Genomic DNA, 25,534 nt, shown 5'->3' with positions numbered 1-25,534 from the left:
GGAGATGTCCTCCACGCTGGCGCCGTCCTTCTGGGCCTGCTTCACGCTGGAGTTCATGAACACGGTGCAGCGGGAGCCCAGGTTCACCGGGTGCTTGGCAAAGAGGCCCAGCTTGGCGAAGTCGGCGATGGAGTAGCCCAGAGCCTTGGCAAAGGTCTCGATGAAGGAGCCGCAGCCGGAGGAGCAGGCCTCGTTGAGCATGATGGAGTCCACCGCGCCGTTGCGGATCTTGAAGCACTTCATGTCCTGACCGCCGATGTCGATGATGAAGTCCACGTCGGGGTTGAAGTGGCGGGCGGCGTTGTAGTGGGCCACGGTCTCCACCAGGCCCAGGTCGCAGCCGAAGGCATTTTTAATCAGGTCCTCGCCGTAGCCGGTGACGGCGGAACCCTTGATGGTGATGCGGTCGCCGCAGAGCTTGTAGATCTCCTTGAGCTGCTCCAGCACCACGGCCACCGGGTTGCCCAGGTTGGAGTGGTAGTAGGTGTAGAGCAGGCCGCCGTCGGGGGCGATGAGGGCCACCTTGGTGGTGGTGGAGCCGGCGTCAATGCCCAGGAAGGCGTCGCCGGCGTATGTATGGATATCCGCCTCGGGGGGATGGTTGGCGTTATGCCGGGTCACAAAGGCGTCGTAGTCGGCCTGGCCGGTGAAGAGGGGAGGCATGGTGTCCACAGTGTTGGTGGCGTCCACGCTCTCCTCCAGACGCTTGAGCAGGTCGTCGAAGGACTGCTCGGGGTAGTCGGAGGAGCACAGGGCCGCGCCGATTCCGGCAAAGCAGTCGCCGTCCTCCGGGAAGATGGCGTGCGCCTCGTCCAGCTTCAGGGTCTCCACAAACCGCTGCCGCAGGCCCATGAGGAAGTGGAGGGGGCCGCCCAGGAATACGATCTTGCCCTTGAGCTCCCGGCCCTGGGTCAGGCCGGCCACGGTCTGGTCCACCACGGCCTGGAAGATGGAGGCGGCCACATCCTCCTTCCGCCCGCCCTGGTTGAGGATGGGCTGGATGTCGCTCTTGGCGAACACGCCGCAGCGGGAGGCGATGGGGTAGATCTTCTCGTGCTTCAGGCTCAACTCGTCCAGCTCGTTGACGGTGACGTTCATCAGGGTGGCCATCTGGTCGATGAAGGCGCCGGTACCGCCGGCACAGGAGCCGTTCATCCGCTCCTCCAGGGCGCCGCCGAAGAAGATGATCTTGGCGTCCTCGCCGCCCAGCTCAATGACGGCGTCGGTGTCCGGGTAGTAGGCGCGGACGGCGGCGGCGGTGGCGTACACCTCCTGGACAAAGTCCACGCCGGCGGCCTTGGCCACGCCCAGACCGGCGGAGCCGGTGATAACCATCCGGACCATCTGCCCCTTCAGCATGTCCTGAATGGAGCGGAGGGTCTCGCAGGCCCGTTCCCGGGCCTTGGAATAGTGCCGCTCGTAGGAACGGAACAGCAGCTTGTTCTGTTCATCCAGCACCACGACCTTGACGGTGGTGGAGCCGATGTCGATACCGATGCGCAGACTCATAGGGTCACTCCTAAAATCCCATCTGGGTTATTTCACTTGTGCATTACATAATATAACAAAAACAAAAAGATTACAACCCTAACCTAGTAAAATGCAGGATATTCCGCACATGGAAATTTGGGACTTGGAAGGGGCGGAAATTTGGTGAAATCGCGCGGAAAAGAGAGGAAGAGGAATTCTCTTCCCTATGCTGGGAAAAACGCCATTAAGCGGGCTGGAGGGAGGCGCGCGCGGGATTTTCATCTGATTTTAAGAATTCCCCCATGGTACAATAAAGAAAAAGACCGTATGATAGAACCAGAAAATAACCGTGCCGGGCTCTGCCGCGGGCCGGGGCGGGGACAGGGGGAAGACGCGTGGAGGCACAGGAGTACCTGGACGAGCTCTCAGGGTATCTGGCCGGGCGGATGCCGCACCGGGAACTGGAGAGCGTTCTGGAATATTATAAGGAGTATTTTGAGGAGAAGGGGCCGGATGGGGCGTGGCAGGCTGAGGAGGAGCTGGGCACGCCGGATGAGGCGGCGGCCCGCATCCTGGGAGCCACGGCCCGGAGGGGCGGCATGGAACGCCGCCGCTGGAGCACGGGACAGATAGCGGCGGTCATTCTCCTCTCGCCCATATGGGCGCCGGTGCTGCTGGTACTGGCCGCGGCGGCGCTGATACTGGCCCTGGGGCTGCTGGGGGCGGCGGCCTGCGTGGCCGCCGGCGGGATAGTCTGCGCCTTCGGCGGCCTGTTCGTGGTGTGGTGCGGCATTACCCAGATTTTTTACAGCGTCCCCACCACACTGTTTTTTACCGGCCTGGGCTTTGTTGCCGCGGCGCTGGGCCTGCTGATATTCCTGGGCGGCGCGGCCCTGTGCGCGCTCTGGTGTAAAGGCGTGGCCGCGCTGGCCCGCTGGATCGCCCGGGGCGGGAGAAGAGAGGAGGCGGCAGCATGAAGGGACTGACCAAGCTGATTGTGGGCATTGCGGCGCCTCTCCTTGTGGCGGGCATAGTGCTCTCCGGCGTGGGCTGGGCCATGGGGGCAGACACCTCCATCCAGGTCCCGGTGGGAAGTGAGCAGATTCATGTGGGCTGGGACGGCGTCGGCCTCACCGGCTGGAGCAGCTCATATGTGACAGACACAGCTGTGGTGGAGGATATGGCGCTGTCTCCCTTCACCAGAGTGGACGTGGAGCTGTCCAACGGAGCCGTGACCGTCTCTTCCGGCGAGACCTACGGCATCCGGCTGAACAGCGGAAGCCGGAAGCTGCAGTACAGCCTGGAGAACGGTACATTAAAGGTATGGGACGAGGACCTTATTGGCGTACAGTTCTCCGAGCGGGGTGGCAGCGTTGAAATCTTCCTGCCCGACGGCGCGGCCCTCACGGACGCGGACATCACCAGCGCCCTGGGCGGCCTGGAGCTGAAGAACGTTCAGGTGGAAACTCTGAATATCCAGGCCGACCTGGGGGATATAACGGCCGAGGGTCTTCAGGCGGGCAGCGCCGTGCTGACGGCAGAATGCGGCGCGGTGAACCTGACTGATGTGGAGGCGGACGAGCTGGAGGCGGAGCTGTCGCTGGGGGACATGACCGCCACCGGGCTGGCGGTAACGGACCGCCTGACCGTCACCAGCAGCCTGGGCTCGGTTTCACTGGAGGGGGAGCTGGGCGAGTCGGTCAGCGTAACGGCGGACATGGGCGATATCAGCGCGGTCTCGTCCAGAGCGGAGCAGTGGTATGGGTACGAGCTGAGCACCGACCTGGGAGAGATCACCGTGAACGGGCAGAACCGGGGTGCCTCTGCCTCCCAGAAGGGGGAGAAGGGGACCATGGAGCTTCACAGCGATACGGGCGGCATCACGGTCCGCTTCTCCTGAAGCGGGCGGGGAACCGGAAACGCATCCCGAACCAGTTCGGGATGCGTTTCAATTATTTTTGGGGGGAAATGCCGTTGACACGGGGGAGGAAGGACGGTACAATAACTCCTGATTGCAATGATGAATCTTGACCCTGAGGGTGAACGGTTTGGCCAAGAAAAAGGGAAAACATAACGCGCTGGAGGCGCGGCGGCGGAAAAACCGGCGGCGGCAGAACGCCGAGCGGGCCGCCCGGTTGGCGCAGGAGGCGCTGCTCCCGGACGGGGGACAGACGGCCCTCCTGACCGCTGTGGCAGAGCCTGACGTTCCGGGCACGCCGCCCGGGACGGAAGCCGGAACGGCTGAGGCCGCCGGAGCGCAGCGCAGAGGCAGACGGCATTTTTCGTTCCTCAGAAAAGAAGCAAAGGCCAGGGCGCCCTGGAGGTACCACACCTGGGTGTGGTACCTGATGGTGTTCCTGCTTCCGCTGGCTGTCCTGATTGCCACACAGCTGATCACAGTGCAGGCGGTGGAGGAGACGGCGAGCTGGATAGGCCGGAACCCCGCCGCTTTTGGCCTGGGATACCTGCTGCTCCTGGCCTGTGAAGGAGTTCTGCTTGCCATTACCGGCGGCATCTTTTCTGCCGGACTGATTTTGACGGTTCCCATGCTGACCATGGCCATCGCCAGCTATTTTAAGGAAGTGGTCAACGGCGTGCCGCTGATGGTCAGCGACCTGGCAATGGCCACCCATATGGGGACCATCGCCGGCTTTATGCGGCCGGGTATGAGCTTCGGCGCCTGCACCATCCCCTCTGTGCTGGCGGTGCTGGGGCTGCTGGCGGTGACCCTGCTCTTTGCACGGAGGCCCCGGCGCATCCGGTGGCAGGCCTCTGTGGCTGTCGGGCTGTGCGGCGTGCTGGTGCTGGCAGGGTCGGCCAATCTGCCCCTGTTCCGGGACTTTCTCAGCGGGCCGGAGGAAGAGATCCAGGCCGAGCGCAACGACCGCCTGGGCTTTCTGCTGGGCATGTACAGCGGCGTGCTGGACAGCGCGGTGCAGGAGCCGGACGCCTACAATGAGAACAACATGAACGGTATTCTTTTAAAAATAAAGAGGAACGCGGCGTCCGCCCAGACGCCGGACGTGCAGCCCAACGTAGTCATGATCATGTCGGAGAGCTTCTGTGACCCGGAGGCGGTGCTGCCCGGAGTGGAGTTTAAGGATGACCCCATTCCCAACTTCCGGGCGCTGGCGGAGGAGTGGCCGTCGGGTAAGTTCCTCTCCAATACATATGCCGGCGGCACCGGCAATGTGGAGATGGAGGTCATAACCGGCATCCCCATTGCCTTTGTGGGAGAGGGGGAGGATCTGACCTCCCTTCAGGACGAGACGGCCTATGACCGTGCGCCCTCCATCGTCAAGGCCTTCTCCGCCCAGGGGTACGCCACCGAGTTTGTCCACTCCTACACATCCAAGCTCTATAACCGGGAGGAGAACTTTCAGCGCATCGGCTTTGACAAGCTGGTGTTTGAGCCGGACTTCCCCGAGGACGCGGAGCGGGAGGGACCATACCTCTCCGACATGGCCCTGACCGAGATGCTGATTTCGGAGTTTGAGAACCGGGACAAGAGCAGGCCCCTTCTGCTCTACGGCCTCTCCATGGAGAACCATCAGCCCTACTACACAGGGAAGTTTGAGGAGGGATCCGGGCTTGACTTCTCCAGCGACAAGCTGGAGAAAGAGGAGCTGGGCTCCATTGACGCGCTGCTCCACGGCATTCACGACGCGGACGCCGCTCTGGGGGCGCTGCTGGATTATTTTGAGCAGTGTGAGGAGCCGGTGATCGTGATATTCTGGGGCGACCATCTGCCGGGGCTGTCCATGGACGAGGAGAGCACCATCTATTCGGAGCTGGGCTACTCCAGTACGGCGGACACCCAGTCCTGGTCCCCGGAGGAGCTCAAGCGGATGCATACCACCCGATTCCTGGTATGGAACAACTACGGCGCGGAGCTGGACGTACCTGAGACCGTGAGCGCCACCAGCCTGGGCGTCCACATTCTGGACTGGGCCGGGGTGCCCCGTCCGCTGTATTTCCAGTGGGTGGACATGGCGCTGGAGGATATGCTGCTCTACCGCCAGCGGCTCTACGTGGCCGCGGACGGCACGCCGTACTATGAGCCGCCGGAGGAGGACAGGGATACGGTGGACACCTACCGCACCATTGTCTATGATATTCTCTATGGACAGGGTTACATCGCCCAGGCCATGACCGAGCCGGTGCAAAAGAAATGAGAATTGACATCCAGCGCGGCGGCTCACAAGAGCTGCCGCGCTGTTGTCAGTAAAAGAAATTGTTGACATAATTCCAAGAAAAATGATGGAAATGTCAGGCCGCTTATGGTAATATAGTTTATATGCGCCCGCCTGTCTCAGATGAGGCGGGACTACATATGCATGGAGGAAACAGTATGAACTATTTGATGTCCATCCTGATGGGCCTTATTCAGGGCGTGGCGGAGTTTCTGCCCATTTCCAGCTCAGGCCACCTGACGCTCTTTCAGGCCTTTTTCGGCATGGAGAACATGGAGGAGACGCACATGTTCTTCACTGTGCTGCTCCACTTCGGTACGCTTATCTCCGTGTGCATTGTGTACTGGAGAGATATTATCGACATGATCCGGGAGTTTTTCCTGGGTATCCGGGCCCTGGCGGTGCGGGATGAGAGCGTGGGCAAGCCGCCCGCCACCCGGAGGATGGTGATGCTCATCGTGGTGGCCACCCTTCCGCTGTTTGTGATGGTCTTTTTCAAGAATACGCTGGAGCAGGTCTTCTCCAATCCCATTCTGGTGTCCTGCATGCTGCTGCTGACCGGCTTCATCCTCTTCTTCTCCGACCGGCTGGCCCGGGGCCACAAGACCGCCAAAAACGCCACGGTGACGGACGCGCTGTTGGTGGGCTGCGCTCAGGCGGTGGCCATTATCCCCGGCATCTCCCGCTCCGGCGCCACCATCTCCGCCGGCATGCTCCGGGGCTTTGACCGGAATTTTGCCGTCCGGTTCTCCTTCCTCATGTCCCTGCCCGCCGTGGTGGGCGCCACGCTGCTGGAGCTGAAGGACGCCGCCACCGCTCCCGACTTTGCCGAGCAGGTGGTGCCCCTTCTGCCGGTCTACCTGGTGGGCGTTGTGGTGTCCGCTGTTGTGGGCTATTTTGCCATCCGGCTGGTCAAGTCCCTGGCGGACAAGGGTAAGTTCGGCAGCTTTGCCTACTACTGCTGGGCGGTGGGCGCCGTGTCTCTGATTGCGGGCATCCTCAAATTTGTGATTTTCGCCTGAGCAGGTCCGCGCTCCGACCTACCGTAATGTCTGCTGAATAAACCAAGAACAAAGCCAAATGGCCTTGAAAACTTTGGATTTCAAGGCGTTCGGCTCAGTTCAGTACGCATTACCATACTCTCCTGAAAGGAATGACGTCCATGGCCACGGCACAAAAGAAAAACGCCGGAGGAAAGCGCACGGCCTCATCCTCCGGCAAGCGGACAGGCGCCGCCGGGAAGAGCGCCTCCGCCGGACGAAAGAAGGCGGCCAGCCAGCCCAAGCCCATCCGCAGGGAGGTGGGGGCGGCGGTCTGCTTTCTCCTGGCCATCTTCGCCGCCTTTGGATACTTTAATATCCACGCCATCTTTATCGATTTCTTCTGCGGCATTGTCAAGGGGGCCATCGGGTACGGCTTCTGGCTGGTCCCCCCCATGCTGCTGGTGTCCAGCATCGTCCTCATGTTTCACCGCGGGCGGCCTGTGCGCCTGCGGGTGTGGTGCGCCATGCTCTTCCCGGTGCTGGTGGGCGCGCTGCTCCACCTGATGCTGGCCAAGGGCAGCTACCAGTGGGACGGCGCGCTTATCAAGACCCTGTGGACCCAGGGCCAGGCCATGTCCAGCGGCGGGCTGGTCAGCGGCCTTATCGCCATGGGCTTTGCCGCTGTGTTCAGCAAGATCGGCGCCGGGGTGGTCTTTGTTCTGGGCGGGGCCATGATGGTGATGACGGTGTGCAACGTGACCGTCGTGGACATTGTGGACGCCATCCGCAACCGGCCCCACCCCGAGTATGAGGAAGAGGAGCTGCCCGAGCCCCGTCCCCGGGATCGGCGCCCTGCCCCTGCGCCAGCACCCGCTGAGAAGCCTGCCGCAGGCGGGCGCAGGCGTCCTGCGATCGATATCCCGGTGGATGAAGTCCCCGCAGAGGCGGCCGCACAGGAGGCGCCGGAGCAGCCCCGGGAGGAGGAAAAGCCCAGGAAGGAGCGCCTCTTCAACCGCCGCCCCTCGGTGCCCACGCCTGACCAGGTGCTTACCGCCTCGGCAACCGAGGCGGAGGAGGAGCGCCCCTTCCAGGCGCCTGAGCCGCAGCCCGGGGAGCCTGTTACCGGCCCGGCTGTACGCCAGCCCGAGACGTTCCAGCCCGCCCCCGCAGCCTCTGTCACCCCTGCCCCTGCGCCCCCCATGCCTGAGATTGAGCGGGAGCCCGCCGTGCCCAAGGTGAAGGGCAAAGAGGCCGCCCAGGCCGCCGCGGAGGTGGCCCAGGAGGTGGAGAAGAGCCTGAGCCAGCCAGGCGGCGCCTATCAGTACCCGCCCCTCTCCCTGCTGAAGGAGGGGGACAGCATTGTGGGCGCCGAGGCCATCGGTGAGCTCAAGGCCAACCAGGCCCGGCTGTCCGACACCATCCGCTCCTTCGGCATTGACGCCAACATCGTCAACGTGACCCGGGGCCCGTCGGTGACCCGGTACGAGCTGGAACTGGACCAGGGCGTCCGGCTCAATAAGCTGACCAACCTGTCCGACGACATTGCCCTGGCCCTGGGCGCCACCGGCGTGCGTATCGCCCCCATCCCGGACAAGATCTCCATGGTGGGCATCGAGGTGCCCAACAAGCTGGTGTCCCCGGTGTACATTAACGAGGTCATCGGCTCCCGGGAGTTTAGGGACAACCCCTCCAAGGTGGCCTTTGCCGTGGGCAAGGACATCGGCGGCAACTGCATCGTGGGCAATATCGCCAAGCTGCCCCACCTGCTCATCGCCGGCACCACCGGCTCGGGTAAGTCGGTGTGCACCAACTCCCTCATTATCTCCCTGCTCTACAAGGCAACCCCCGACGAGGTACGCCTCATCATGGTGGACCCCAAGATGGTGGAGCTGGGCATCTACAACGGCATTCCCCACCTGCTTATCCCCGTGGTCACCGACCCCAAGAAGGCCGCCGGCGCCCTCCAGTGGGCGGTGGTGGAGATGATGAAGCGGTACCGGGCCTTCTCCGAGGTAGGTGTCCGGGATCTGGCGTCCTACAACGCCCACGCCGCCCGCACCGAGGGAATGGAGAAGATGCCCCAGATTGTGGTGGTCATCGACGAGCTGGCCGACCTGATGCTGGTGGCCGCCAAGGAGGTGGAGGAGTCCATCTGCCGTGTGGCCCAGATGGGCCGCGCCGCCGGCATGCACCTCATCATCGCCACCCAGCGTCCCTCCGCCGACGTGATCACCGGCCTGATGAAGGCCAACATCCCCAGCCGCATCGCCTTCGCCGTTGCCTCCTCGCTGGAGTCCCGCATCATTCTGGACACCACCGGCGCGGAGAAGCTGGTGGGTAAGGGCGACATGCTCTACTTCCCTCTGGGCACCGGAAAGCCCAAGCGGGTCCAGGGCTGCCTTATCTCCGACGAGGAGGTGGCCGCCGTGGTGGACTTCATCAAGAAGCAGAGCGGATCGGCCGAGTATGACGAGTCCATCATCCACGAGATTGAGAAGCACGCCGCCGAGAAGGACAAGCAGGGCAAGGGCGGCGGAGGCTCCGCCGCCGCCGAGGAGCCCGGCGGGGACTACGACGAGCTGCTGCCCGCCGCCATCGAGGTGGTGGTGGAGACCGGCATGGCCAGCGTCTCCATGCTCCAGCGCCGCCTGAAGCTGGGCTACTCCCGTGCTGCCCGGCTGGTTGACCAGATGGAGGAGAAGGGCGTGGTGGGGCCCTTTGAGGGCTCCAAGCCCCGCCAGGTACTTATCACCAAGGAGCAGTGGCAGGAGATGCAGTTCCGCCAGGGTATGGTGGACACCGCCCCGGACGCCGGTCCTGTCCCTGACGAGCTGGCCTTCGAGGGGGACGCCATCCCCCAGAGCCGGGAGATGCCTCCCTTTGATATGGACTGAAAAGCGGGTCCCGCCGGAGATTCCGGCGGGACCCGCAGCTTGTCGAAAACCCTCAGTTTAAAAGGATCCGCCTGAACCGGGGCGGGGGAGCGCGAGGGGGCAGCCGCCCGCCTCGCGTGGGATCGAATGCCCCGGAAGCCTTACTGTGCAAGGCTTCCGGCGAGCGGAGCGAGGACTTTTGCGCCGCTGTGCGGCGCGAAAGTAACGGCATTTTTGCAGGCTGTCGAAAAAGTCCTTGAACTTTTTCGACAGCCTGCGGGTCCCGCCGGAGATTCCGGCGGGACCCGTTTGTCGCTATTTTACCTTGAGGGCTCTTGTGGCGTTGAGGATGGCGATGACCGACACGCCCACGTCGGCAAAGACCGCCTCCCACATGGTGGCGTCGCCGGTGGCACCCAGAAGGAGCACCAGCAGCTTGACGGCCAGGGCAAAGACGATGTTCTGGAGCACGATGCGGCGGGTCCTGCGGGCGATACGGATGGCCACCGCGATTTTGGAGGGCTTATCGTCCATGAGCACCACGTCGGCGGCCTCAATGGCGGCGTCGGAGCCCAGCGCGCCCATGGCAATGCCTACATCGGCCCGGGAGAGAACGGGCGCGTCATTGATGCCGTCACCCACAAAGGCCAGGGTGCCCTTGGCGCTTTTCTCCTTCAGCAGGGCCTCCACCCGGTCCACCTTGTCAGCCGGGAGCAGCTGGGTGTGGACCTCGTCCAGCCCCAGCTCGGCGGCCACCGCCTCGCCCACAGCGGCGGCGTCGCCGGTGAGCATGGCGGTCTTTCTCACTCCGGCGGCCTTCAGGTCACGGATGGCCTGGGCGGCGTCCGGCTTCACCTGGTCGGAGATGACAATGTGGCCCAGATAAGTGCCCTGAGAGGCTACATGGACCGTGGTGCCCACCTTGTGGCAGGGGTGCCAGGGGACGCCGATCTCATCCATCAGCTTGCCGCTGCCCACCCAGACCGGCACGCCGTCCACCTGGGCCTGCACGCCCTTGCCCGAGCGCTCTTCCACGTTGGACACCCGGCTCCGGTCCAGCTCCGCGCCCCAGGCCTCCCGGATGGAGCGGGAGATGGGGTGGTCGGAGTAGGACTCGGCCAGAGCGGCCAGCTCCAGCAGGCGCCGCTCGGAGCACTGGTCGGGGTGGATGGCGGTGACGTTGAACACGCCCTGGGTGAGGGTGCCGGTCTTGTCAAAGACCACGGTCTCCGTATTGGCCAGAGCCTCCAGATAGTTGCCGCCCTTGACCAGAATGCCCTGCCGGGACGCACCGCCGATGCCGCCGAAGAAGGAGAGGGGAACCGAGATGACCAGGGCGCAGGGGCAGGAGATAACCAGGAAGATGAGGGCCCGGTGAATGCTCTCGGCCCAGGTGACATGGATGAGAAAGGGGAGGAGCAGGGCCAGCAGGACGGCGGAGATAACCACCACGGGGGTGTAGATCCGGGCGAACTTGGTGATGAAGTGCTCGGCCTTGGCCTTCTTGCTGCTGGAGTTCTCCACCAGGTCCAGAATTCTGGCCACGGTAGAATCCTCAAAGGCCTTAGTGACCTGCACCCGCAGCAGACCGGTCAGGTTGACACAGCCGCTGATGACGTCGCTGCCCGCGTCCGCCTCCCGGGGGAGGGACTCGCCCGTGAGGGCGGAGGTGTTGAGGGTGGAGGCGCCATCCAGCACGACACCGTCCAGGGGCACCCGCTCGCCGGGCTTGATGACAATCACATCCCCGACGGCCACATCCTCCGGGTCTGCCTGGACCAGCTGGCCGTCCCGCTCCACGTTGGCGTAGTCGGGCCGGATGTCCATCAGCTGGGCGATGGATTTTCTGGACTTGTCCACGGCGCAGCTCTGGAACAGTTCGCCCACCTGGTAGAAGAGCATGACGAACACGGCCTCGGGGAACTCGCCGGTGAAGAAGGCGCCTACCGTGGCCAGGGCCATGAGGAAGTTCTCGTCAAAAACCTGTCCGTGGGCGATGTTGCGCACGGCCCGCCACAATACATCCCAGCCGATGACCCCGTAGGGGACCAGGAACACCGCCAGACGCAGCAGCGGAAAGTTGTTCAGGGGGAGGAGAACTGCGGCCAGAAGAAGGGCCGTGCTGAGCAGGATGCGGAAGAGCATCCGCTTTTGTTTCTTACTCATAGTGCCTCCTGAGGGGCGGTGTTTACCGTCCCGGGCGGATTCGGGCGCCACCCGTAATCAATCAGAGGACAATGGTGCAGTCGGGTTCCACCCGCTTGCAGGTCTTAACCACCTGGGACATGATGTCATCCAGACGGCTCTCATCGGCGTCGATGGTCAGCTTCTGAGAGAGAAAGCTGACGGACACATCGTTGACGCCGTCAATTTTGCGGATGGCATCCTCCATCTTGGCAGCGCAGTTGGCGCAGTCCAGGTCAATCATTTTGTAGCGTTTCTTCATAGAGAAAACTCCTTTCCAAATCTCTGTCAATCTGATTTTGCAGTCAGCGGGGGATGAGAGTTACTCCGCCACATGCTCCATGCCCTGGTCCAGAATGGAGCGGACGTGGTCGTCGGCCAGGGAGTAGAACACGGTTTTGCCCTCCCGGCGGTACTTGACAAGCTTGCTCTGCTTCAGGGCCCGCAGCTGGTGGGAGATGGCTGACTGGGTCATGTTGAGCAGCTGGGCAATGTCGCATACGCACATCTCCGCCTCAAAGAGAACGTAGAGAATTTTAATGCGGGTAGAATCGCCGAAGATTTTGAAGAGTTCGGCCAGATCATAGAGGATTTCCTCGTCGGGCATGGTTGCGTTGACTTTGGCAATGATATCCTCGTGGGCGTGGATATAGTCACAGCGCTCAATAGCAGTTTGTTCGTCCATGGAATCCCTCCCTACAACAAATGAGTTATTGTTCATATGTTATTATATTCGCGGACATGGAAATGTCAAGAGGGAAAACAGAATTCTAAAAAAAACCGAGTCGCCTGGAGTGAACGATTCGGGCAGAAAGAAAATTTTGAAAAACTTCGAAAAAACACTTGCATAATCTGAGAAGCTGTGCTATCATATCAAAGTCGCCTGAAGCGACTGAAAAATGGGATATCCGGGTGTGGCGAAGTTTGGTATCGCGCTTGAATGGGGTTCAAGAGGCCGCTGGTTCGAATCCAGTCACTCGGACCAAATCCATAAAAGAAGTTGACAGATAATTTGCTGTCAACTTCTTTTATGGGCAGAGATAATTCTGCGTGGATTTAAAAGTGAATATCCGGGTGTGGCGAAGTTTGGTATCGCGCTTGAATGGGGTTCAAGAGGCCGCTGGTTCGAATCCAGTCACTCGGACCATGCGGAGTATCATTAAAGGATCTGAAAAGGTCTGCTGATGATACTCCGCATTTTTTATTTCCAAGTTTATATAGCGATCTGTACGGGGGCGTAGCTTAATGCTACGCCTTTTCTCGTTTCCAAAAGAATGTCCCGCTCGGGGATCTTCCGGCGATCCGGCACCTCAAAGGCTCCAATGCAGTTGTAGTGAATTGTCACCCGCTGATTGGTAATGCCGTCCTCCTTGACCGCCGGATAAACCTCGATGTACTGAATGAGCTCGGCAACCATGCGTTTGGTGATGGTGGTGGCGTCGGTGTAGCGTCGCACCGTTTCCAAAAAGGTGTCCACATCCATCCGCTTATCTTCCAGCTTTTTCAGCTCCAACCGCAGCGCCTTGATCCGTCCGGCGTTTTCGCCCTGTTCCTGCTCATACCGCTTGGACATTTTGGCGAACCGGGCATCGTCGATTTTGCCGGACACATTGTCCTCATAGAGCCGTTCAAAGAGCATCTGGTATAAAGCCAAATTATTTAATATCACCTTACATTCATCTTTCTCATTGATATTCTGACATAGATCTGGTAAAATAAATTTAAGCACAGTCGATAGATTAGAACTGTTCATGAAAATCTAAGAAATAATTGTTTTTGCTTAATCATGCAAATTAAGTTTTAGAAATTTTTACATACTAATATTTTGCTATCGAGCTAAGACTGCGATATTTCTATCCAATAAATATTGTGAGATTACGGTTTTCTCGACTTTTGGTGGGGGGATAGTATCATGAATATGTATATTGTGTTTTTTGTCGGCATAATTTTTTTATTATTGATATTACTTTGCTACTTGTATGTAAAAAACAAAAAACTTAGCCAAACAAAGCAATTTCTCGTAACAACATTTGTCAGTTCCCTGGCCATCATTGGAACAATCATTGCTAGCACTATCTCCACTTCAAGCCAAATTAGTAACTTGACTATAAACAACAATGTGTCAAATACGGTAGACAATAATGCATCAAATAATGTAAATATATCAAATGTTGTGAATATTCCGCTTGTGGAAGGAAGTCAGGATCTTTCTGCGGATGATAAACTCCGACGGGCAGAGCTAGCATTTGATGCTGGAGAATATCAAAGCATGATGGATCTATATTCATACGATGATATTTCCGATTCTGCTATACGAAATAACAATTATGGATATGCTTATGCTAACGGTCTATATGTAGATAGAAACCTCGAAACCGCAGAGTCCTATTTTGATAAAGCAATTTTGGAGGGGTTTGAGCCTGCATTTGCGAATAAGTTTCGAGCTGCAATGTGCCAGGGAGATGTGGAACGGGCTGTGGGTATCATCATTGACTGGAGGAATAATCCAGAACACGAAATACTTGAAGATTATTTTGAGAAAAATATTTCTGATAAAAATGGTGTCACCCTGAATGAATTTTGCCAAACACTATCAGAAGGCCAACAGATTGAAACGCTAAAAACATTGATGGATGCTGAGTATCTGGGGGATATTTCAAAAGAATACGCATTATTCGATTCCAAGATCGGCGGTTATTTGTATAACTATCAATATGTATCTCATGATTCCACGTTGGCTACCAATGGCTCAAATGGTAATGATGAATATAACACGGTTACCACATACACTTATAAAGTATATATACAGAGTATTGTTGATAGTGATTCTCTAAACATATTTGCGCGTATATAATGCTTCTAGGATACGATTGCGTTTATATGACAGATAACAGAGTATTCCACCCCATCGCAGAGCTAATCTCAACCATTTTCCGGATTTTTTGATGAACGCCTTGCTTGCTGCTTGCAAACCATTGATGTGACTGAATTTCTGCAGATCCTTTAATGACACTCGGACCAAGTCCGTATTCCGCAAGGAGTACGGGCTTTCTTTTTTCTCCGTGCCAGGTGAACCAGCGGCCTCTTGACGCCGAAGGCGCGTCCAATCCGCCGCTGCCGGGAGGGCAGGCGGGACGCCGGCCCTCCCGCTGGTTCGAATCCACTTACTCGGATTAGCTCATCGTGAGCGTCATATTGCTCGCGATGAGCTTTCTATAGCCTGCCCCGGGCTATGTCAGGGGTTGCCATTCTTGCAAAAATCCTTCTGCAACTTGTCGAATATATCACAGTGACATCCCTTTCTGCACATAAGTGTGCTGCGCTTCATCCGGCAAAATGAACGTTGCGCCCGGCGGGAAATTCGTTTACAATCATATCTGTTGCGGCGGCCGCCCTGCGGATGCTCCGCGGGACATATGCCGCGCCAGGCCCGCCGCCTGAAATCCAGACTGGAAGTGGAGAACACCATGAACGAAAAAGAAATCGCGGAAATCCGCCGCCGCTTTCGCCCCGACAAGACCAGCATCACCCATGTGCGGGGCTGCTATGTCAACGAGCTGGGGGAGATCGTGGCCCAGTTCAACCAATCCCTGGCCCTGATGAGCCAGGAGGAGAGCGAGAAGTTTTTGGGCATCCTCAAGCGCACCTTGTCCGGGACCCTGGGGAAGAACCTGATGGACATCGAATTCACCACCCGGCAGGTGGCGGAGGGGGAGGAGCACAAGCTGCTCATGGCCCTGCGCGGCTCGGGCCTGAAGGACGAGGAGGCGGTGCAGGCCTTTTTCCAGAAGGTTATCGGCTCTTTGACCATAGAGGGCAACTACCTGATTCTTCTGGCCCACGACGCCTACGACGTGCCCTACCGGGCCAAGGACGGGGAGGAGATGGAGGACAGCTCCGAGCAGGTCTACTCCTATATCCTGTGCAGCGTCTGCCCGGTGAAGCAGACCAAGCCCGCCCTGAGCTACCATGTGCGGGAGAACGAGTTCCGCAACCGGACCATGGACTATCTGGTGTCCGCCCCTGAGCTGGGATTCCTGTTCCCCGCCTTTGATGACCGCAGCACCAACCTGTACAACGCGCTCTATTACAATAAGGACATCAAGGAGAACCACAGGGATTTTGTGGACGCTGTATTCCGCGCCGAGATTCCCATGCCCGCTGCCGCCCAGAAGGAGACCTTCCAGTCTATCCTGGGGGAGGCCCTGGCTGAGGACTGCCGCTTTGACGTGGTACAGGCGGTGCAGGACCAGCTGTGCGGCCTCATCGAGGAGCACAAGGCCAGCCAGGAGGAGGAGCCCCTGATGGTGTCCAAAGGCACGGTGGAGTGCGTGCTCCGGTCCTGCGGTGTGGCCGACTCCCACGTGGAGGCCTTTGACGCCAAGTATGACGGCGCGTTCGGCGGCGACGCCCAGCTCAGTCCCCGCAACCTGGTGGATACCCGCCAGATGGAGGTGCGCACCCCCGACGTGATCATCAAGGTGGCCCCCGGCCGCAGTGACCTGGTGGAGACCCGGGTCATCGACGGGAAAAAGTACATCCTCATCCGGGCCGACGAGGGTGTGGAGGTCAACGGCGTGGGCGTCCATATCGACTGACTGGGGCTGAACTATATAAGGTAAGATTGCATTGCAGAGCATATAATCAATGCTGTTTGCTTGGAAAGGACGCCGCCTCATACTGTGAAGTGAACGACTTTACAGTATGAGGCAGCGATCGTCAATGCCCGTTGCCGTAAAAACAGAGAGCGGAAATGTCAGCTCCAAGACGTCCGGGCGAATGCGAAAAAGCTGCCTTTTGGACGGCTTCACTGGGATTATCTCAGAGAAGTGCATCTGGGGATGAAGAAAATCTTTGCCTATATTGTTAAGGCGATAAGGGGAGAGACACAGGGTGATTGTTGATGCACACGTACATCTGCCGGTAGAAAACGGGTGCGTTTCTCTGCAGCAGAAAAAAGAACGGCTGTTGCATGAAATGGCGGAAAATCGAGTTGATAAATGCATTGTGATCTCAGATTCATGTCCCCAAAGTGTTATTGGGAACATGGATGAATGTGTGGAGCTGTTCAAAGACACAAAACAAGTTGATGTTGTCGGCGGGATCAGTCCATTTTTTGAATTTGAGACGCAGTTAGAAAAAATAAGAAATTATCTGGATCAAAAGTTGATTGTTGGCATTAAATTATTTACCGGTCATGAAGCATTTTATTTGACGGATGAAAGGTTAAAAAAGGTATACGGGCTCGCTATACGGTATCATGTGCCGGTACTCTTCCATTCAGGGGGAAGCGCCATGCAATACAGCGATGCGGCGCTTGTGTCAGAGCTTGCCAAGGAATATCCGGAGCTGAAATTGGTGTGCTGTCACTGCTTTTATCCGAAAATTGAGAAATGCCGGGCTCTTGTCAATTTAAAAAATGTCTTTTTTGACCTGTCATCAATTGCTGACGACACACAGAATCGATTGAATATCCTAAAAATGATACGGGAAATGGCAGACATTGTCCCAGAGCGCGTGCTGTTCGGATCAGATTACGCTTGCTGCGAGCAAAGAGCACATATAGAGTTTGTAAAGGAGCTTCATCTCGAAAAGCGCACAGAGAGTCTAATTTTTGGAGTAAATGCAAAAAGAGTCTATTTATTATAAAAGAGGCTCCGAAAAGTGAGATAATATTTCGTAATAATATAGTTCAAGCGGCCGAAAGGGCCTGCTGTCTGAAAAAACAGACGGCAGGCCCTTCCGCTTTGAGCGGCAAAAAGGCTGTGCGGCGCGGCTGTGAGCAGAGCCGCATCAGCCTTTCTTGCTCGGTGCATCTTTCGGTATAGTAAAGCACCCCACTTGTTATTCAGTATACCATACTGTCTAACAAATGGGGTGCAGTCTGCATTTTTGCTGCCTGTTTTCTCTCTTACACCTGCTCCAGGAAGCGGAGGAAGGCGGCGCGGCCCTCGTCGGTGCGCTTGTACACGCCGGCGTGCTCCAGAACGGTGGCGAAGACCTTGCCGGTCTCCTGCTTGACCACGTCCAGGGCGTTCTCGGCGGTGATGGTGTAATTGCCCTTGAAGCCCTCGGCCCAATCGGCGTGCTTGGCGGTGCGCTCATCGGCGCGCAGGTCGGCGCCGGATGCCAGCGCGTCGGCCACAGCGGTCAGTTCCTCCTTCAGGCGGGCGGGGAGCACAGCCAGGCCCATGACCTCGATGAGGCCGATGTTCTCCTTCTTGATGTGATGGAGCTCGGCGTGGGGGTGGTAAACGCCCAGGGGGTGCTCCTCGGTGGTGATGTTGTTGCGCAGCACCAGGTCCAGCTCATAGCGGCCGTCCCGCATGCGGGCGATGGGGGTGATGGTGTTGTGGGGCACGCCTTCGGTCTGGGCGAAGAGGAAGGCGGCCTCGTCGGTGTAGCCCCGCCAGGAGGCCAGGATGCGGTCGGCCAGCTCCACCAGCCGCTCCGGGTTGCCGCAGGAGATGCGGATGACCGACATGGGCCACTTGACGATACCGGCGTGGACGTCGGCAAAGCCGGGGAAGGTGAACTCCTGCTCGATGGGGGCCTTGGCCATGGCGAAGGTGTAGTGGCCGCCCTGGAAGTGGTCGTGGGCCAGGATGGAGCCGCCCACGATGGGCAGGTCGGCGTTGGAGCCCACGAAGTAGTGGGGGAACTGGCCCACAAAGTCCAGCAGCTTGGCGAAGCAGGCCCGGTCAATCTTCATGGGAGTGTGCTCGGAGTTGAGGCAGATGCAGTGCTCGTTGTAGTAGACATAGGGGGAGTACTGGAGGAACCAGGGGGAGTTGTTGATGGTGATGGGCACAATGCGGTGGTTCTCCCGGGCGGGGTGGTTGACCCGGCCGGCGTAGCCCTCGTTCTCAGCGCACAGCTGGCAGCGGGGGTAGGCGGAGGCGGGCAGATTGCGGGCGGCGGCGATGGCCTTGGGGTCCTTCTCCGGCTTGGAGAGGTTGATGGTGATGTCCAGGTCGCCGTACTCGGTGGGGGTGACCCACTTCATGTCCTTGGCGATCCGGTCCCGGCGGATGTAGTTGGTGTCCTGGCTGAACTGATAGTACCAGTCGGTGGCCTTCCGGGGGCTCTGGGCGTACAGGGCCTTGAACTTCTCCACCACCTGGGCGGGGCGGGGAGTGAGACGGCCCATGAGCATGGTGTCGAACAGATCCCGGTAGACCACGGAGTCCTCGGCCAGCACGCCCCGGGCGTGGGCGTCGTCCATCAGCTCGTCCAGCACGGCGGCCAGGTCGATCTCCCCGGACACAGGGGTCTCGGGGGCGGTGTAGCTGTCCAGTTTGAGAGCCTCCAGCAGGGTGTTCACGGCCCAGTTCCGTTCGCAGGGCTCAATCAGACCGGTGCGCTCGGCGTAGGCCACCAGGCTTGCAATGGCGGTGTCAATCATGTCTATCAACCTCACATTTTTATTATTTGGGCGGGATGCCCGCAGCAGCATTTCAGGACTGCGGGAAAGGGGACTGACGGTCAGCCCGCAGCCAGACAGCCGCCCTCGGGGCGGATGGACAACATATGGCACATGCCGGGCCCCAGCAGCCGCTCCATGGCGGTGAGAAAGTCGGGCAGCCTGTCGTTGGGCACAAAGGCCTGGACCGTGCCGGCAAAGCCGCCGCCGTGGACCCGGACGGCGCCGGTGCCCTGGAGCACCTCCTCGGCGGCCCACAGCACCAGGGGGATGGCCTGCTGCCTGGGGTCGGAGGGGGCGAAGGTGTTCTGAAGGTACAGGCTGGAGGACAGGCCGGAGGCCCGCACCAGGGCCAGGAAGGCGGCGAAATCGCCCCGCTCCAGGGCCTGGGCCTCCTGGGCGGCCCGGCGGTTTTCCGCGAAGAAGTGGATGGCCCGCAGCACCGCCCGATCCCCCAGGGCCTTGCGCAGTTCGGGGATGGTGGCCCGGAAGGCGGCCTCGTCCACGTCCCGCAGCACTGCCTTGCCGAAGCAGGCGGCCACCGACTTCATCTCGCTGGTGATGGCGGCGTAGGCGTCGGTCAGGTCGGCGTGGTCGGCGCCCGAGTTGATGATGCACAGGGTGTGGCCGGTGGCGGAGAAGTCGAAGTTCACCTTGCGCACCGCCGGAGCGGCCGGGTCCTGGAAGTCGATGGACACCACGCCGCCCACGGCGGAGGCGGTCTCGTCCATCAGGCCGCAGGGCTTGCCGAAGAACACATTCTCGGCGTACTGGCCAATCTGGGCCACCTGGACGGGGGTAAAGACCTGGTTGCAGAAGAGCACGTTAAAGATGGTGCCCACCAGCACCTCGTAGGCGGCGGAGGAGGACAGGCCGGAGCCGGCGGGCACGGAGGAGCAGACGTAGGCGTCAAACCCGGCGGGGGACTGGCCCAGCTCGGCCATCCGGGCGGCCACGCCCCGCACCAGGGCGGCGGAGGTCTCCCGCTCGTCCTCCGCGGGGGAGAGGCTGGACAGGTCCACCGTCAGCACCGGGTAGCCCTCCGAGTGGATGCGCACCAGGGCGGTGCCGTTGGGGGCGGCCACAGCCAGCATGTCCATATTTACGCTGGCGGCCAGTACGCAGCCGTGCTGGTGGTCGGTGTGGTTGCCGCCCAGCTCGGTGCGGCCGGGGCTGCTGAACAGGGCCGCCTGGGCGTCGTCCCCGGCGGAGAAGAGGGCCTGGTACCGCTTCACGGCCTCAACCGCCCGGGCGCGAACCGCCTCCAGCGCTTCGCTGCCATTGCAGCAGTACAGGTGGTTCAGGCGTTTATCCCACATGCCGCCGGAGAGCTGGTCTATCAGGGTTTTGCAGGAAAGCATGCGATCACTCCCAGTCAGATTATGGTTGTGGTATCTGGTGGTTTTAGTATATTTAATTTTTAGTAAAAATTCAACTGCTATCAGAGGACCTGCCGCAAGTTCAGCATTCCCCACAAAAACAGACGGCCCGATTGTGCAGAAAAGCGAACCGTGGGAGGGGCTTTACCGGCGTGCGGGAGGCGCGGTGCTCTCCCGGACAGCCAGGGTGGGGGGAACCACCACCTTCTGGGGCAGGGTGCGCACCGGGCGGCCCGCCACAGAAGCCGCCCGCTCCCCCAACAGGCCGACAGCAGTGCGGGCCATCTCGTCGGCGTGGGTGGACACCGAGGTGAGGGGCGGAGTCATGAGCTGGGAGAGGGGGGTGTCGTTGAAGGACACCAGAGACACGTCCCCGGGCACCGACAGCCCCCGGGCCTCCAGTGCCCGGCTGGCGCCCATGGCATTCTCCTCGTTGGCCGCCAGGAAGGCGGTGGGCGGGCTGGTGCGCCGGTCCAGGAAGGCGGACACTGCCGCCGCCGTGGCCCGGCTCTCCATGGGCGCCTCTACCAGCAGGGAGGCGTCCAGCAGGCCCCGCTCCTCCACCATAGATATAAAGCAGCTCCGGCGCACCTCGGGCGCAGGCTCCTTGCAGTCCCCCAGCTTCTCCGACGGGCCGATGAAGCCGATGCGGGTGTGGCCCAGGGAGAGGAGGTGGTCCAGGGCCAGACGGATGCCCAGAGCGTAGTTGAGCACCACCGAGTCAAAGCGGGCCTCGTCTGGGGAGGAGTCCAGAAACACCAGGTTGGGGCTGACGGCGGACAGCGCCGCCTGCTGCGCCCGGGTGAAGATTCCAAGGGCGATAATGCCGTCCGGCGCAGTCCCCTCCGGCGGAGCGAAGCCCTCCTCCCCCCGCCGCTCCAGAGGGAGAAAGGCGTATCTGCGCTCGGCGCAGGCCTGCTCCACGAAGTTGCGCAGATAGAGGTAGTAGGGGTCGGCCAGCTGCTGCTCCGGCGTGAGCATCTCCGCCACGCCCACCTGCAGCAGCATCTTGGGCGTCCGCCCCCGGCGGCTGCGGGTGGCGGCATAGTCCAATCGCCCGGCCTCCTCCAGCACCCGCTTCCTGGCCTCGTCGCTGACCGTCAGGGATGGGTCCCCCGTCAGAATCCGGGAGATGGTGGCCGGGGAGTAGCCCGTGCTGTCGGAGAGCTCTTTCAGCGTTGCCATAGCGGACCTCCTTTTTTTAGTAAAAAAATTGTACCACAGTTTGCCCAAAGATACAAGAAGGGGAGCGGGGGAAAATAGAAGTTTTGCAGCGAGAATGTAAAACTATTGTAAAATCTATTGACGCTGGATTTTACAATTTGATATACTTAACCTGCAACATTTTACAAATGCGATACAAAGAGAGGGTTTTGCAAATGATGGACGACGCCGCATCACTCTGGCGCCTGCATCAGCTGCCGGAGAGACAAATAAGAGAACTCCAGAGTATAACCTGCGTTCCGAATGTTCGGGAGGCGGGCTGTACTCTTTTTCTTTTTGCCTGGCCGGCCGGAAAAAACAATTGTGTGTAAGGAGTAAGGAGAAAGAGAATGAAAATTAGCGACATATTGAGTCTGCTGGGCGGTTTGGCCCTGTTCCTCCACGGAATGCAGATGATGAGCTCCGGCCTGGAGGCCGCCGCAGGCAACCGGATGAAGAGTATCCTGGAAAAGCTCACCTCCAACCGTCTGCTGGGCGTGCTGGTGGGCGCGGTCATCACTGCGGTCATCCAGTCCTCCTCGGCCACCACGGTCATGGTGGTGGGCTTCGTCAACTCGGGCATGATGACCCTGCGCCAGGCCGTGTGGATTATTATGGGCGCCAACATCGGCACCACCATCACCGGCCAGCTTATCGCCTTGGACGTGGGCGTTCTCGCCCCGCTGATCGCCTTCGTCGGCATTGCTCTGATGGTCTTTTTGAAGAACCCCAAGGTCCACCACATCGGCAGCATTCTGGGCGGTCTGGGTATCCTGTTCATCGGCATGGACATGATGAGCGCCGCTATGGAGCCTCTGCGCGACTCCGAGGCCTTTGTGAATCTGGTCTCCACCTTCTCCAACCCCCTGGTGGGCATCCTCACCGGCACCATTTTTACCGCCATCATCCAGTCCTCCTCCGCGTCGGTCGGTATCCTTCAGGCCCTGGCCATGAGCGGCGTGGTAACCCTGCCCACTGCGGTGTACGTCCTCTTCGGCCAGAACATCGGCACCTGCATCACCGCCGTGCTGGCCGCCATCGGCACCAGCCGCAACGCCAAGCGCACCACCATTATCCACCTCTCCTTCAATATCATCGGCACTATCATCTTCACGGTGGTCTGTATGCTCACGCCGCTGACCGGCTTTGTCGCGAGCCTGACGCCGGACAACGCCGCCGCCCAGATCGCCAACATGCACACCCTCTTCAACGTGGTTACCACCCTGCTGCTCCTACCCGTGGGCGGCCAGCTTGTCAAGCTGGCCATGCGCATCCTGCCCGACCGGAAGGAGGAGAAGGAGGAGGGCATGCACCTGGAGTACATCAAGCCCATCTCTGTGGACAAGGACCGATCCATCGCCATCGGTACCTCCGCCATCTACCTCAACCAGATCCGGGAGGAGCTCCAGCGCATGCTGGGTAAGGCCCGCAGCAACATTGATCTGGCCTTCCAGGCTGTGCTGGAGGTTAAGCCCGAGCTGCTGGACAAGGCCGAGGAGGCCGAGACCTATATCGACTACCTGAACAAGGAGATCTCCCAGTATATTTCCAAGGTCATCTCCCACGAGACCAACGAGACCGACTCCGCCGCTGTGTCCGCTTACTTCAAGATAACCGGCAACATCGAGCGGATTGGCGACCACGCCATCAATATCTGCGAGTACAGCACTATGATGAATCAGAAGGGGATTAAATTCTCCGAGGGGGCCAAGGACGAGCTGCGCAAAATGCGGGACGTGTGCCTGAAGGCGCTGGACATCCTGGCCGCCGACGCCGATGTGACCCAGGACTGGCTCGGCTCCATGGAGAAGCTGGAGCAGCGCATCGACGACATGACCGCCGAGTTCCGCCAGAGCCAGCTGGAGCGGATGAAGAGCGGTTCCTGCTCCGACGAGGCCTGTATCCTCTTCTCCGAACTGCTCACCGACTTTGAGCGCATCGGCGACCATGCGCTGAACATTGCCCAGGAGCGGGCAGAGGCCGCTCACGCCCGGTAACAGGCAGAAAAACAGTCCGGCCCGGTCCCTTGACCGGGCCGGATTTTTTGCCTGAGGATAGGGGATGGGGCTGCCCGTCACCTGGGCGGATGGCATTTGGAGCAGGGAGTGTAGCCGCCCGCCTTGGCGTCCGCCAGAGAGATGGGAATCTGACTCCTGCTGAGGTACTGGCACCCGTCTGAATGGTACTTCTCCCCGGTTTTGGTGACGTAGACTGTGACCTCCACCGGTTCCTCAGAGGCCGTATCCGTGACCAGGGCCTCCGACACCGGGGCCGCGCTGGGAGAGGGAAGGGGGACCGGAGCGGTCTGGCTGGGGGACGGCTCCGATACCACAGCGGCCGGAGTGGGGGAGACGCTGGGCGGAAGCTGGGACGGGGCGGTCTCGCTGGGAGACAGGCTGGGGGAGACGCCGGACTGGACCTGGCTGGGCGACGGCTCGCTGGGGGACACACCGGGGGAATGGTCCGGTGTGCCCGCGGTGCAGGCGCAGAGCAGCGCCAGGGAGAGCAGCAGGGGAAGCAGACGTCTTTTCAAGGAATCCATGGAAAAACCCTCCTTTTCTGTGCTTCAGTATAGGCACAGCCGGCGGCGAGGAAGGTCGAAACGGGGCGAACCAAGGGACACCGAAAAAAAGACGCGAATCCCGCCCGGGCAGCGGGCAGGAGCAGAAATCAGCCGGTTGAATGGTTAAAATTCATATCGTTTGCCATGTGAGAACAGCGTTCCGCCTGTCCCGTGGGCTGTAAACCATTCGCCCGATATTGCGACAGCGGGATTGCATTCTATTTGCTTCATCTTGTTTGAAAGCGCGTGCGTAATAACGTAAAAAGCGCCATTTTCATAATAGGCGTTTACGCTCCGCACGTAAGGGACATCATCTTTTGCTGTTGCCAGCGCAATTACGGTGTCCTTGCCAAAGCGCTCCATCATAACGGCTTCTGCCTCTTGGCTCAACTGTTTCATCAATACGCGGCTCCCTTCAGCTTGCGATTTGCAGATTTGCAGGCACCCTCATTATACGTGTCCTGCCCAGGTAAGTACAGGCGGGATTTTCCTGTGCCCGGCGGATAGGAACGGCTTGCAGCGTGGGGCATTCCCAGGCGGCAAGTCCACAAAAGCGGGAGACCAGCGCTGGAAAAGAGCAGTTTTCCTGTAGTGTTCGGAAGAGCCGGAGCACCGAACTGCACGTAAACTGCACACCGTCCGGAAACACCGGATGAAAATAAAAAAGACGAGTGATTTTACAGCCTTTCAAAGGCGAAAAAGCACTCGTCGTGGAAAGTACGGTCAAAGATGAGATTTGTAGTAATTGCAATAAAACAAAAACTCGCCGCAAGCAATTTCTCACTTGCGGCGAGTTGGCGCAGAAGGAGGGATTTGAACCCTCGCACGGTTTTACCCGCCTACTCCCTTAGCAGGGGAGCCCCTTCGGCCACTTGGGTACTTCTGCGTATCGGCCGGGATGCGCACATGCATCTTGTCGCTCTCTTGCCCATTTCCCAAAGAAAAAATGGCGGAGAGAGTGGGATTCGAACCCACGGCTCTTGCGAGTCACCGGTTTTCAAGACCGGCTCCTTAAACCACTCGGACATCTCTCCACGCCCGGGTTCCAATCAGATGCGAAAAGAATAATATCATATTCTGAAGGGGTTGTCAACAACAAATTGCAATTTTACGAAAAAAGGCAGCCATTAAGATTAGGTTACACAAGGTCAACGACCGAGTGTGACCTAATTTTTTTGGCCGTTTGGAGGTGAGGACATGGCCGACTATGCTTTTAGAACCATCGGGGACCGGATGGAAATTCAGAGAATGTGGGAAAGCGGG

At 59.5% G+C, this 25,534-nt stretch carries 19 protein-coding genes and 4 tRNA genes; 11 read left to right on the top strand and 12 right to left on the bottom strand.

The window, feature by feature from the left end:
- Window positions 1-1,509 (bottom strand): BadF/BadG/BcrA/BcrD ATPase family protein (locus QZY67_RS07375; RefSeq protein ID WP_295369448.1); only part of this gene is annotated, 1,509 nt, incomplete at its 3' end.
- A 356-nt stretch (window positions 1,510-1,865) separates the two neighbouring features.
- Here QZY67_RS07375 and QZY67_RS07370 point away from each other — a divergent pair.
- From QZY67_RS07370 to QZY67_RS07350, 5 genes are all read left to right on the top strand, one after another.
- Complete coding sequence (locus QZY67_RS07370; RefSeq protein ID WP_295369447.1) at window positions 1,866-2,447, top strand: DUF1700 domain-containing protein; 582 nt, start codon at window positions 1,866-1,868, stop codon at window positions 2,445-2,447.
- Complete coding sequence (locus QZY67_RS07365) at window positions 2,444-3,370, top strand: DUF4097 family beta strand repeat-containing protein (protein WP_295369446.1); 927 nt, start codon at window positions 2,444-2,446, stop codon at window positions 3,368-3,370. The genes QZY67_RS07370 and QZY67_RS07365 overlap by 4 nt, the downstream gene beginning before the upstream one ends.
- A gap of 148 nt (window positions 3,371-3,518) precedes the next feature.
- Window positions 3,519-5,645 carry an LTA synthase family protein gene (locus QZY67_RS07360; protein ID WP_295369445.1) on the top strand — a complete coding sequence of 709 codons (2,127 nt, stop codon included), beginning with the start codon at window positions 3,519-3,521 and terminating at the stop codon, window positions 5,643-5,645.
- A gap of 176 nt (window positions 5,646-5,821) precedes the next feature.
- Window positions 5,822-6,685, top strand: coding sequence for an undecaprenyl-diphosphate phosphatase (locus QZY67_RS07355; protein ID WP_295369443.1), 864 nt, complete (start codon window positions 5,822-5,824; stop codon window positions 6,683-6,685).
- Between the two features lie 140 nt (window positions 6,686-6,825).
- Entirely contained in the window at window positions 6,826-9,540 is a 2,715-nt protein-coding gene (locus tag QZY67_RS07350) for a DNA translocase FtsK (RefSeq protein ID WP_295369441.1), read from the top strand.
- A gap of 294 nt (window positions 9,541-9,834) precedes the next feature.
- Here the strand turns inward: QZY67_RS07350 and QZY67_RS07345 are convergent, their stop codons facing one another.
- From QZY67_RS07345 to QZY67_RS07335, 3 genes are all read right to left on the bottom strand, one after another.
- Window positions 9,835-11,685, bottom strand: coding sequence for a heavy metal translocating P-type ATPase (locus QZY67_RS07345; protein ID WP_295369439.1), 1,851 nt, complete (start codon window positions 11,683-11,685; stop codon window positions 9,835-9,837).
- 61 nt (window positions 11,686-11,746) lie between these two features.
- Window positions 11,747-11,965, bottom strand: a complete 219-nt coding sequence (locus tag QZY67_RS07340; RefSeq protein WP_295369437.1) for a cation transporter — start codon at window positions 11,963-11,965, stop codon at window positions 11,747-11,749.
- A 60-nt stretch (window positions 11,966-12,025) separates the two neighbouring features.
- Window positions 12,026-12,388, bottom strand: a complete 363-nt coding sequence (locus QZY67_RS07335) for a metalloregulator ArsR/SmtB family transcription factor (RefSeq protein ID WP_294537147.1) — start codon at window positions 12,386-12,388, stop codon at window positions 12,026-12,028.
- Window positions 12,389-12,611: 223 nt separating this feature from the next.
- Here QZY67_RS07335 and QZY67_RS07330 point away from each other — a divergent pair.
- Window positions 12,612-12,688: transfer RNA gene (locus QZY67_RS07330), tRNA-Pro, on the top strand.
- 85 nt (window positions 12,689-12,773) lie between these two features.
- A tRNA-Pro gene (locus tag QZY67_RS07325) sits at window positions 12,774-12,850 on the top strand.
- Window positions 12,851-12,916: 66 nt separating this feature from the next.
- Here the strand turns inward: QZY67_RS07325 and QZY67_RS07320 are convergent.
- Complete coding sequence (locus QZY67_RS07320) at window positions 12,917-13,357, bottom strand: DUF4368 domain-containing protein (protein WP_295369435.1); 441 nt, start codon at window positions 13,355-13,357, stop codon at window positions 12,917-12,919.
- Window positions 13,358-13,615: 258 nt separating this feature from the next.
- Between QZY67_RS07320 and QZY67_RS07315 the strand changes: the two genes are divergently transcribed.
- The 3 genes from QZY67_RS07315 (at window position 13,616) to QZY67_RS07305 (ending at window position 17,352) form a co-directional block, all read left to right on the top strand.
- Window positions 13,616-14,557 (top strand): hypothetical protein, encoded by a 942-nt coding sequence (locus QZY67_RS07315; RefSeq protein ID WP_295369433.1) that lies wholly within the window; start codon window positions 13,616-13,618, stop codon window positions 14,555-14,557.
- Window positions 14,558-15,170: 613 nt separating this feature from the next.
- Window positions 15,171-16,301 carry a DUF4317 domain-containing protein gene (locus QZY67_RS07310; RefSeq protein ID WP_295369431.1) on the top strand — a complete coding sequence of 377 codons (1,131 nt, stop codon included), beginning with the start codon at window positions 15,171-15,173 and terminating at the stop codon, window positions 16,299-16,301.
- 295 nt (window positions 16,302-16,596) lie between these two features.
- Window positions 16,597-17,352: a TatD family hydrolase gene (locus QZY67_RS07305; protein WP_295369429.1), complete on the top strand. Its 756-nt coding sequence runs from the start codon at window positions 16,597-16,599 to the stop codon at window positions 17,350-17,352.
- A 262-nt stretch (window positions 17,353-17,614) separates the two neighbouring features.
- Here the strand turns inward: QZY67_RS07305 and galT are convergent, their stop codons facing one another.
- The 3 genes from galT to QZY67_RS07290 form a co-directional block, all read right to left on the bottom strand.
- The gene (gene galT / locus QZY67_RS07300) at window positions 17,615-19,108 is read right to left on the bottom strand and encodes a UDP-glucose--hexose-1-phosphate uridylyltransferase (RefSeq protein ID WP_295369428.1); all 1,494 of its coding nucleotides are present in this window, start codon (window positions 19,106-19,108) and stop codon (window positions 17,615-17,617) included.
- Window positions 19,109-19,188: 80 nt separating this feature from the next.
- A complete protein-coding gene (locus QZY67_RS07295; protein ID WP_295369427.1) occupies window positions 19,189-20,487 on the bottom strand; it encodes a galactokinase family protein in 1,299 nt (432 codons plus the stop codon).
- Window positions 20,488-20,649: 162 nt separating this feature from the next.
- Window positions 20,650-21,690: a LacI family DNA-binding transcriptional regulator gene (locus tag QZY67_RS07290; protein ID WP_295369426.1), complete on the bottom strand. Its 1,041-nt coding sequence runs from the start codon at window positions 21,688-21,690 to the stop codon at window positions 20,650-20,652.
- 368 nt (window positions 21,691-22,058) lie between these two features.
- On the opposite strand from QZY67_RS07290, the gene QZY67_RS07285 reads away from it, so the two are divergent.
- Window positions 22,059-23,705 (top strand): Na/Pi cotransporter family protein, encoded by a 1,647-nt coding sequence (locus QZY67_RS07285; RefSeq protein ID WP_295369425.1) that lies wholly within the window; start codon window positions 22,059-22,061, stop codon window positions 23,703-23,705.
- A gap of 77 nt (window positions 23,706-23,782) precedes the next feature.
- On the opposite strand, the gene QZY67_RS07280 is transcribed toward QZY67_RS07285, so the two are convergent.
- The 4 genes from QZY67_RS07280 to QZY67_RS07265 form a co-directional block, all read right to left on the bottom strand.
- A complete protein-coding gene (locus QZY67_RS07280) occupies window positions 23,783-24,250 on the bottom strand; it encodes a hypothetical protein (RefSeq protein WP_295369423.1) in 468 nt (155 codons plus the stop codon).
- A 144-nt stretch (window positions 24,251-24,394) separates the two neighbouring features.
- The gene (locus QZY67_RS07275) at window positions 24,395-24,670 is read right to left on the bottom strand and encodes a pyridoxamine 5'-phosphate oxidase family protein (protein WP_366448952.1); all 276 of its coding nucleotides are present in this window, start codon (window positions 24,668-24,670) and stop codon (window positions 24,395-24,397) included.
- Between the two features lie 396 nt (window positions 24,671-25,066).
- Window positions 25,067-25,157, bottom strand: a tRNA-Ser gene (locus QZY67_RS07270).
- 61 nt (window positions 25,158-25,218) lie between these two features.
- Window positions 25,219-25,305, bottom strand: a tRNA-Ser gene (locus QZY67_RS07265).
- Between the last annotated feature and the right edge of the window lie 229 nt (window positions 25,306-25,534).

Origin of the sequence: uncultured Pseudoflavonifractor sp. (assembly GCA_904419835.1) — a bacterium.
Taxonomy (GTDB): Bacteria; Bacillota; Clostridia; order Oscillospirales; family Oscillospiraceae; genus Pseudoflavonifractor.
This window is presented reverse-complemented; position numbering and strand designations above follow the sequence as displayed.

What these genes read in the sequence shown, in the direction of transcription:
- QZY67_RS07365 (WP_295369446.1), top strand. Translation starts at nt 2,444, where the DNA reads ATGAAGGGACTGACCAAGCTGATTGTGGGCATTGCGGCGCCTCTCCTT.
- QZY67_RS07355 (WP_295369443.1), top strand. Translation starts at nt 5,822, where the DNA reads ATGAACTATTTGATGTCCATCCTGATGGGCCTTATTCAGGGCGTGGCG.
- QZY67_RS07350 (WP_295369441.1), top strand. Translation starts at nt 6,826, where the DNA reads ATGGCCACGGCACAAAAGAAAAACGCCGGAGGAAAGCGCACGGCCTCA.
- QZY67_RS07345 (WP_295369439.1), bottom strand. Translation starts at nt 11,685, where the DNA reads ATGAGTAAGAAACAAAAGCGGATGCTCTTCCGCATCCTGCTCAGCACG.
- QZY67_RS07340 (WP_295369437.1), bottom strand. Translation starts at nt 11,965, where the DNA reads ATGAAGAAACGCTACAAAATGATTGACCTGGACTGCGCCAACTGCGCT.
- QZY67_RS07335 (WP_294537147.1), bottom strand. Translation starts at nt 12,388, where the DNA reads ATGGACGAACAAACTGCTATTGAGCGCTGTGACTATATCCACGCCCAC.
- QZY67_RS07315 (WP_295369433.1), top strand. Translation starts at nt 13,616, where the DNA reads ATGAATATGTATATTGTGTTTTTTGTCGGCATAATTTTTTTATTATTG.
- QZY67_RS07310 (WP_295369431.1), top strand. Translation starts at nt 15,171, where the DNA reads ATGAACGAAAAAGAAATCGCGGAAATCCGCCGCCGCTTTCGCCCCGAC.
- galT (WP_295369428.1), bottom strand. Translation starts at nt 19,108, where the DNA reads ATGATTGACACCGCCATTGCAAGCCTGGTGGCCTACGCCGAGCGCACC.
- QZY67_RS07295 (WP_295369427.1), bottom strand. Translation starts at nt 20,487, where the DNA reads ATGCTTTCCTGCAAAACCCTGATAGACCAGCTCTCCGGCGGCATGTGG.
- QZY67_RS07290 (WP_295369426.1), bottom strand. Translation starts at nt 21,690, where the DNA reads ATGGCAACGCTGAAAGAGCTCTCCGACAGCACGGGCTACTCCCCGGCC.
- QZY67_RS07285 (WP_295369425.1), top strand. Translation starts at nt 22,059, where the DNA reads ATGAAAATTAGCGACATATTGAGTCTGCTGGGCGGTTTGGCCCTGTTC.
- QZY67_RS07280 (WP_295369423.1), bottom strand. Translation starts at nt 24,250, where the DNA reads ATGGATTCCTTGAAAAGACGTCTGCTTCCCCTGCTGCTCTCCCTGGCG.
- QZY67_RS07275 (WP_366448952.1), bottom strand. Translation starts at nt 24,670, where the DNA reads ATGAAACAGTTGAGCCAAGAGGCAGAAGCCGTTATGATGGAGCGCTTT.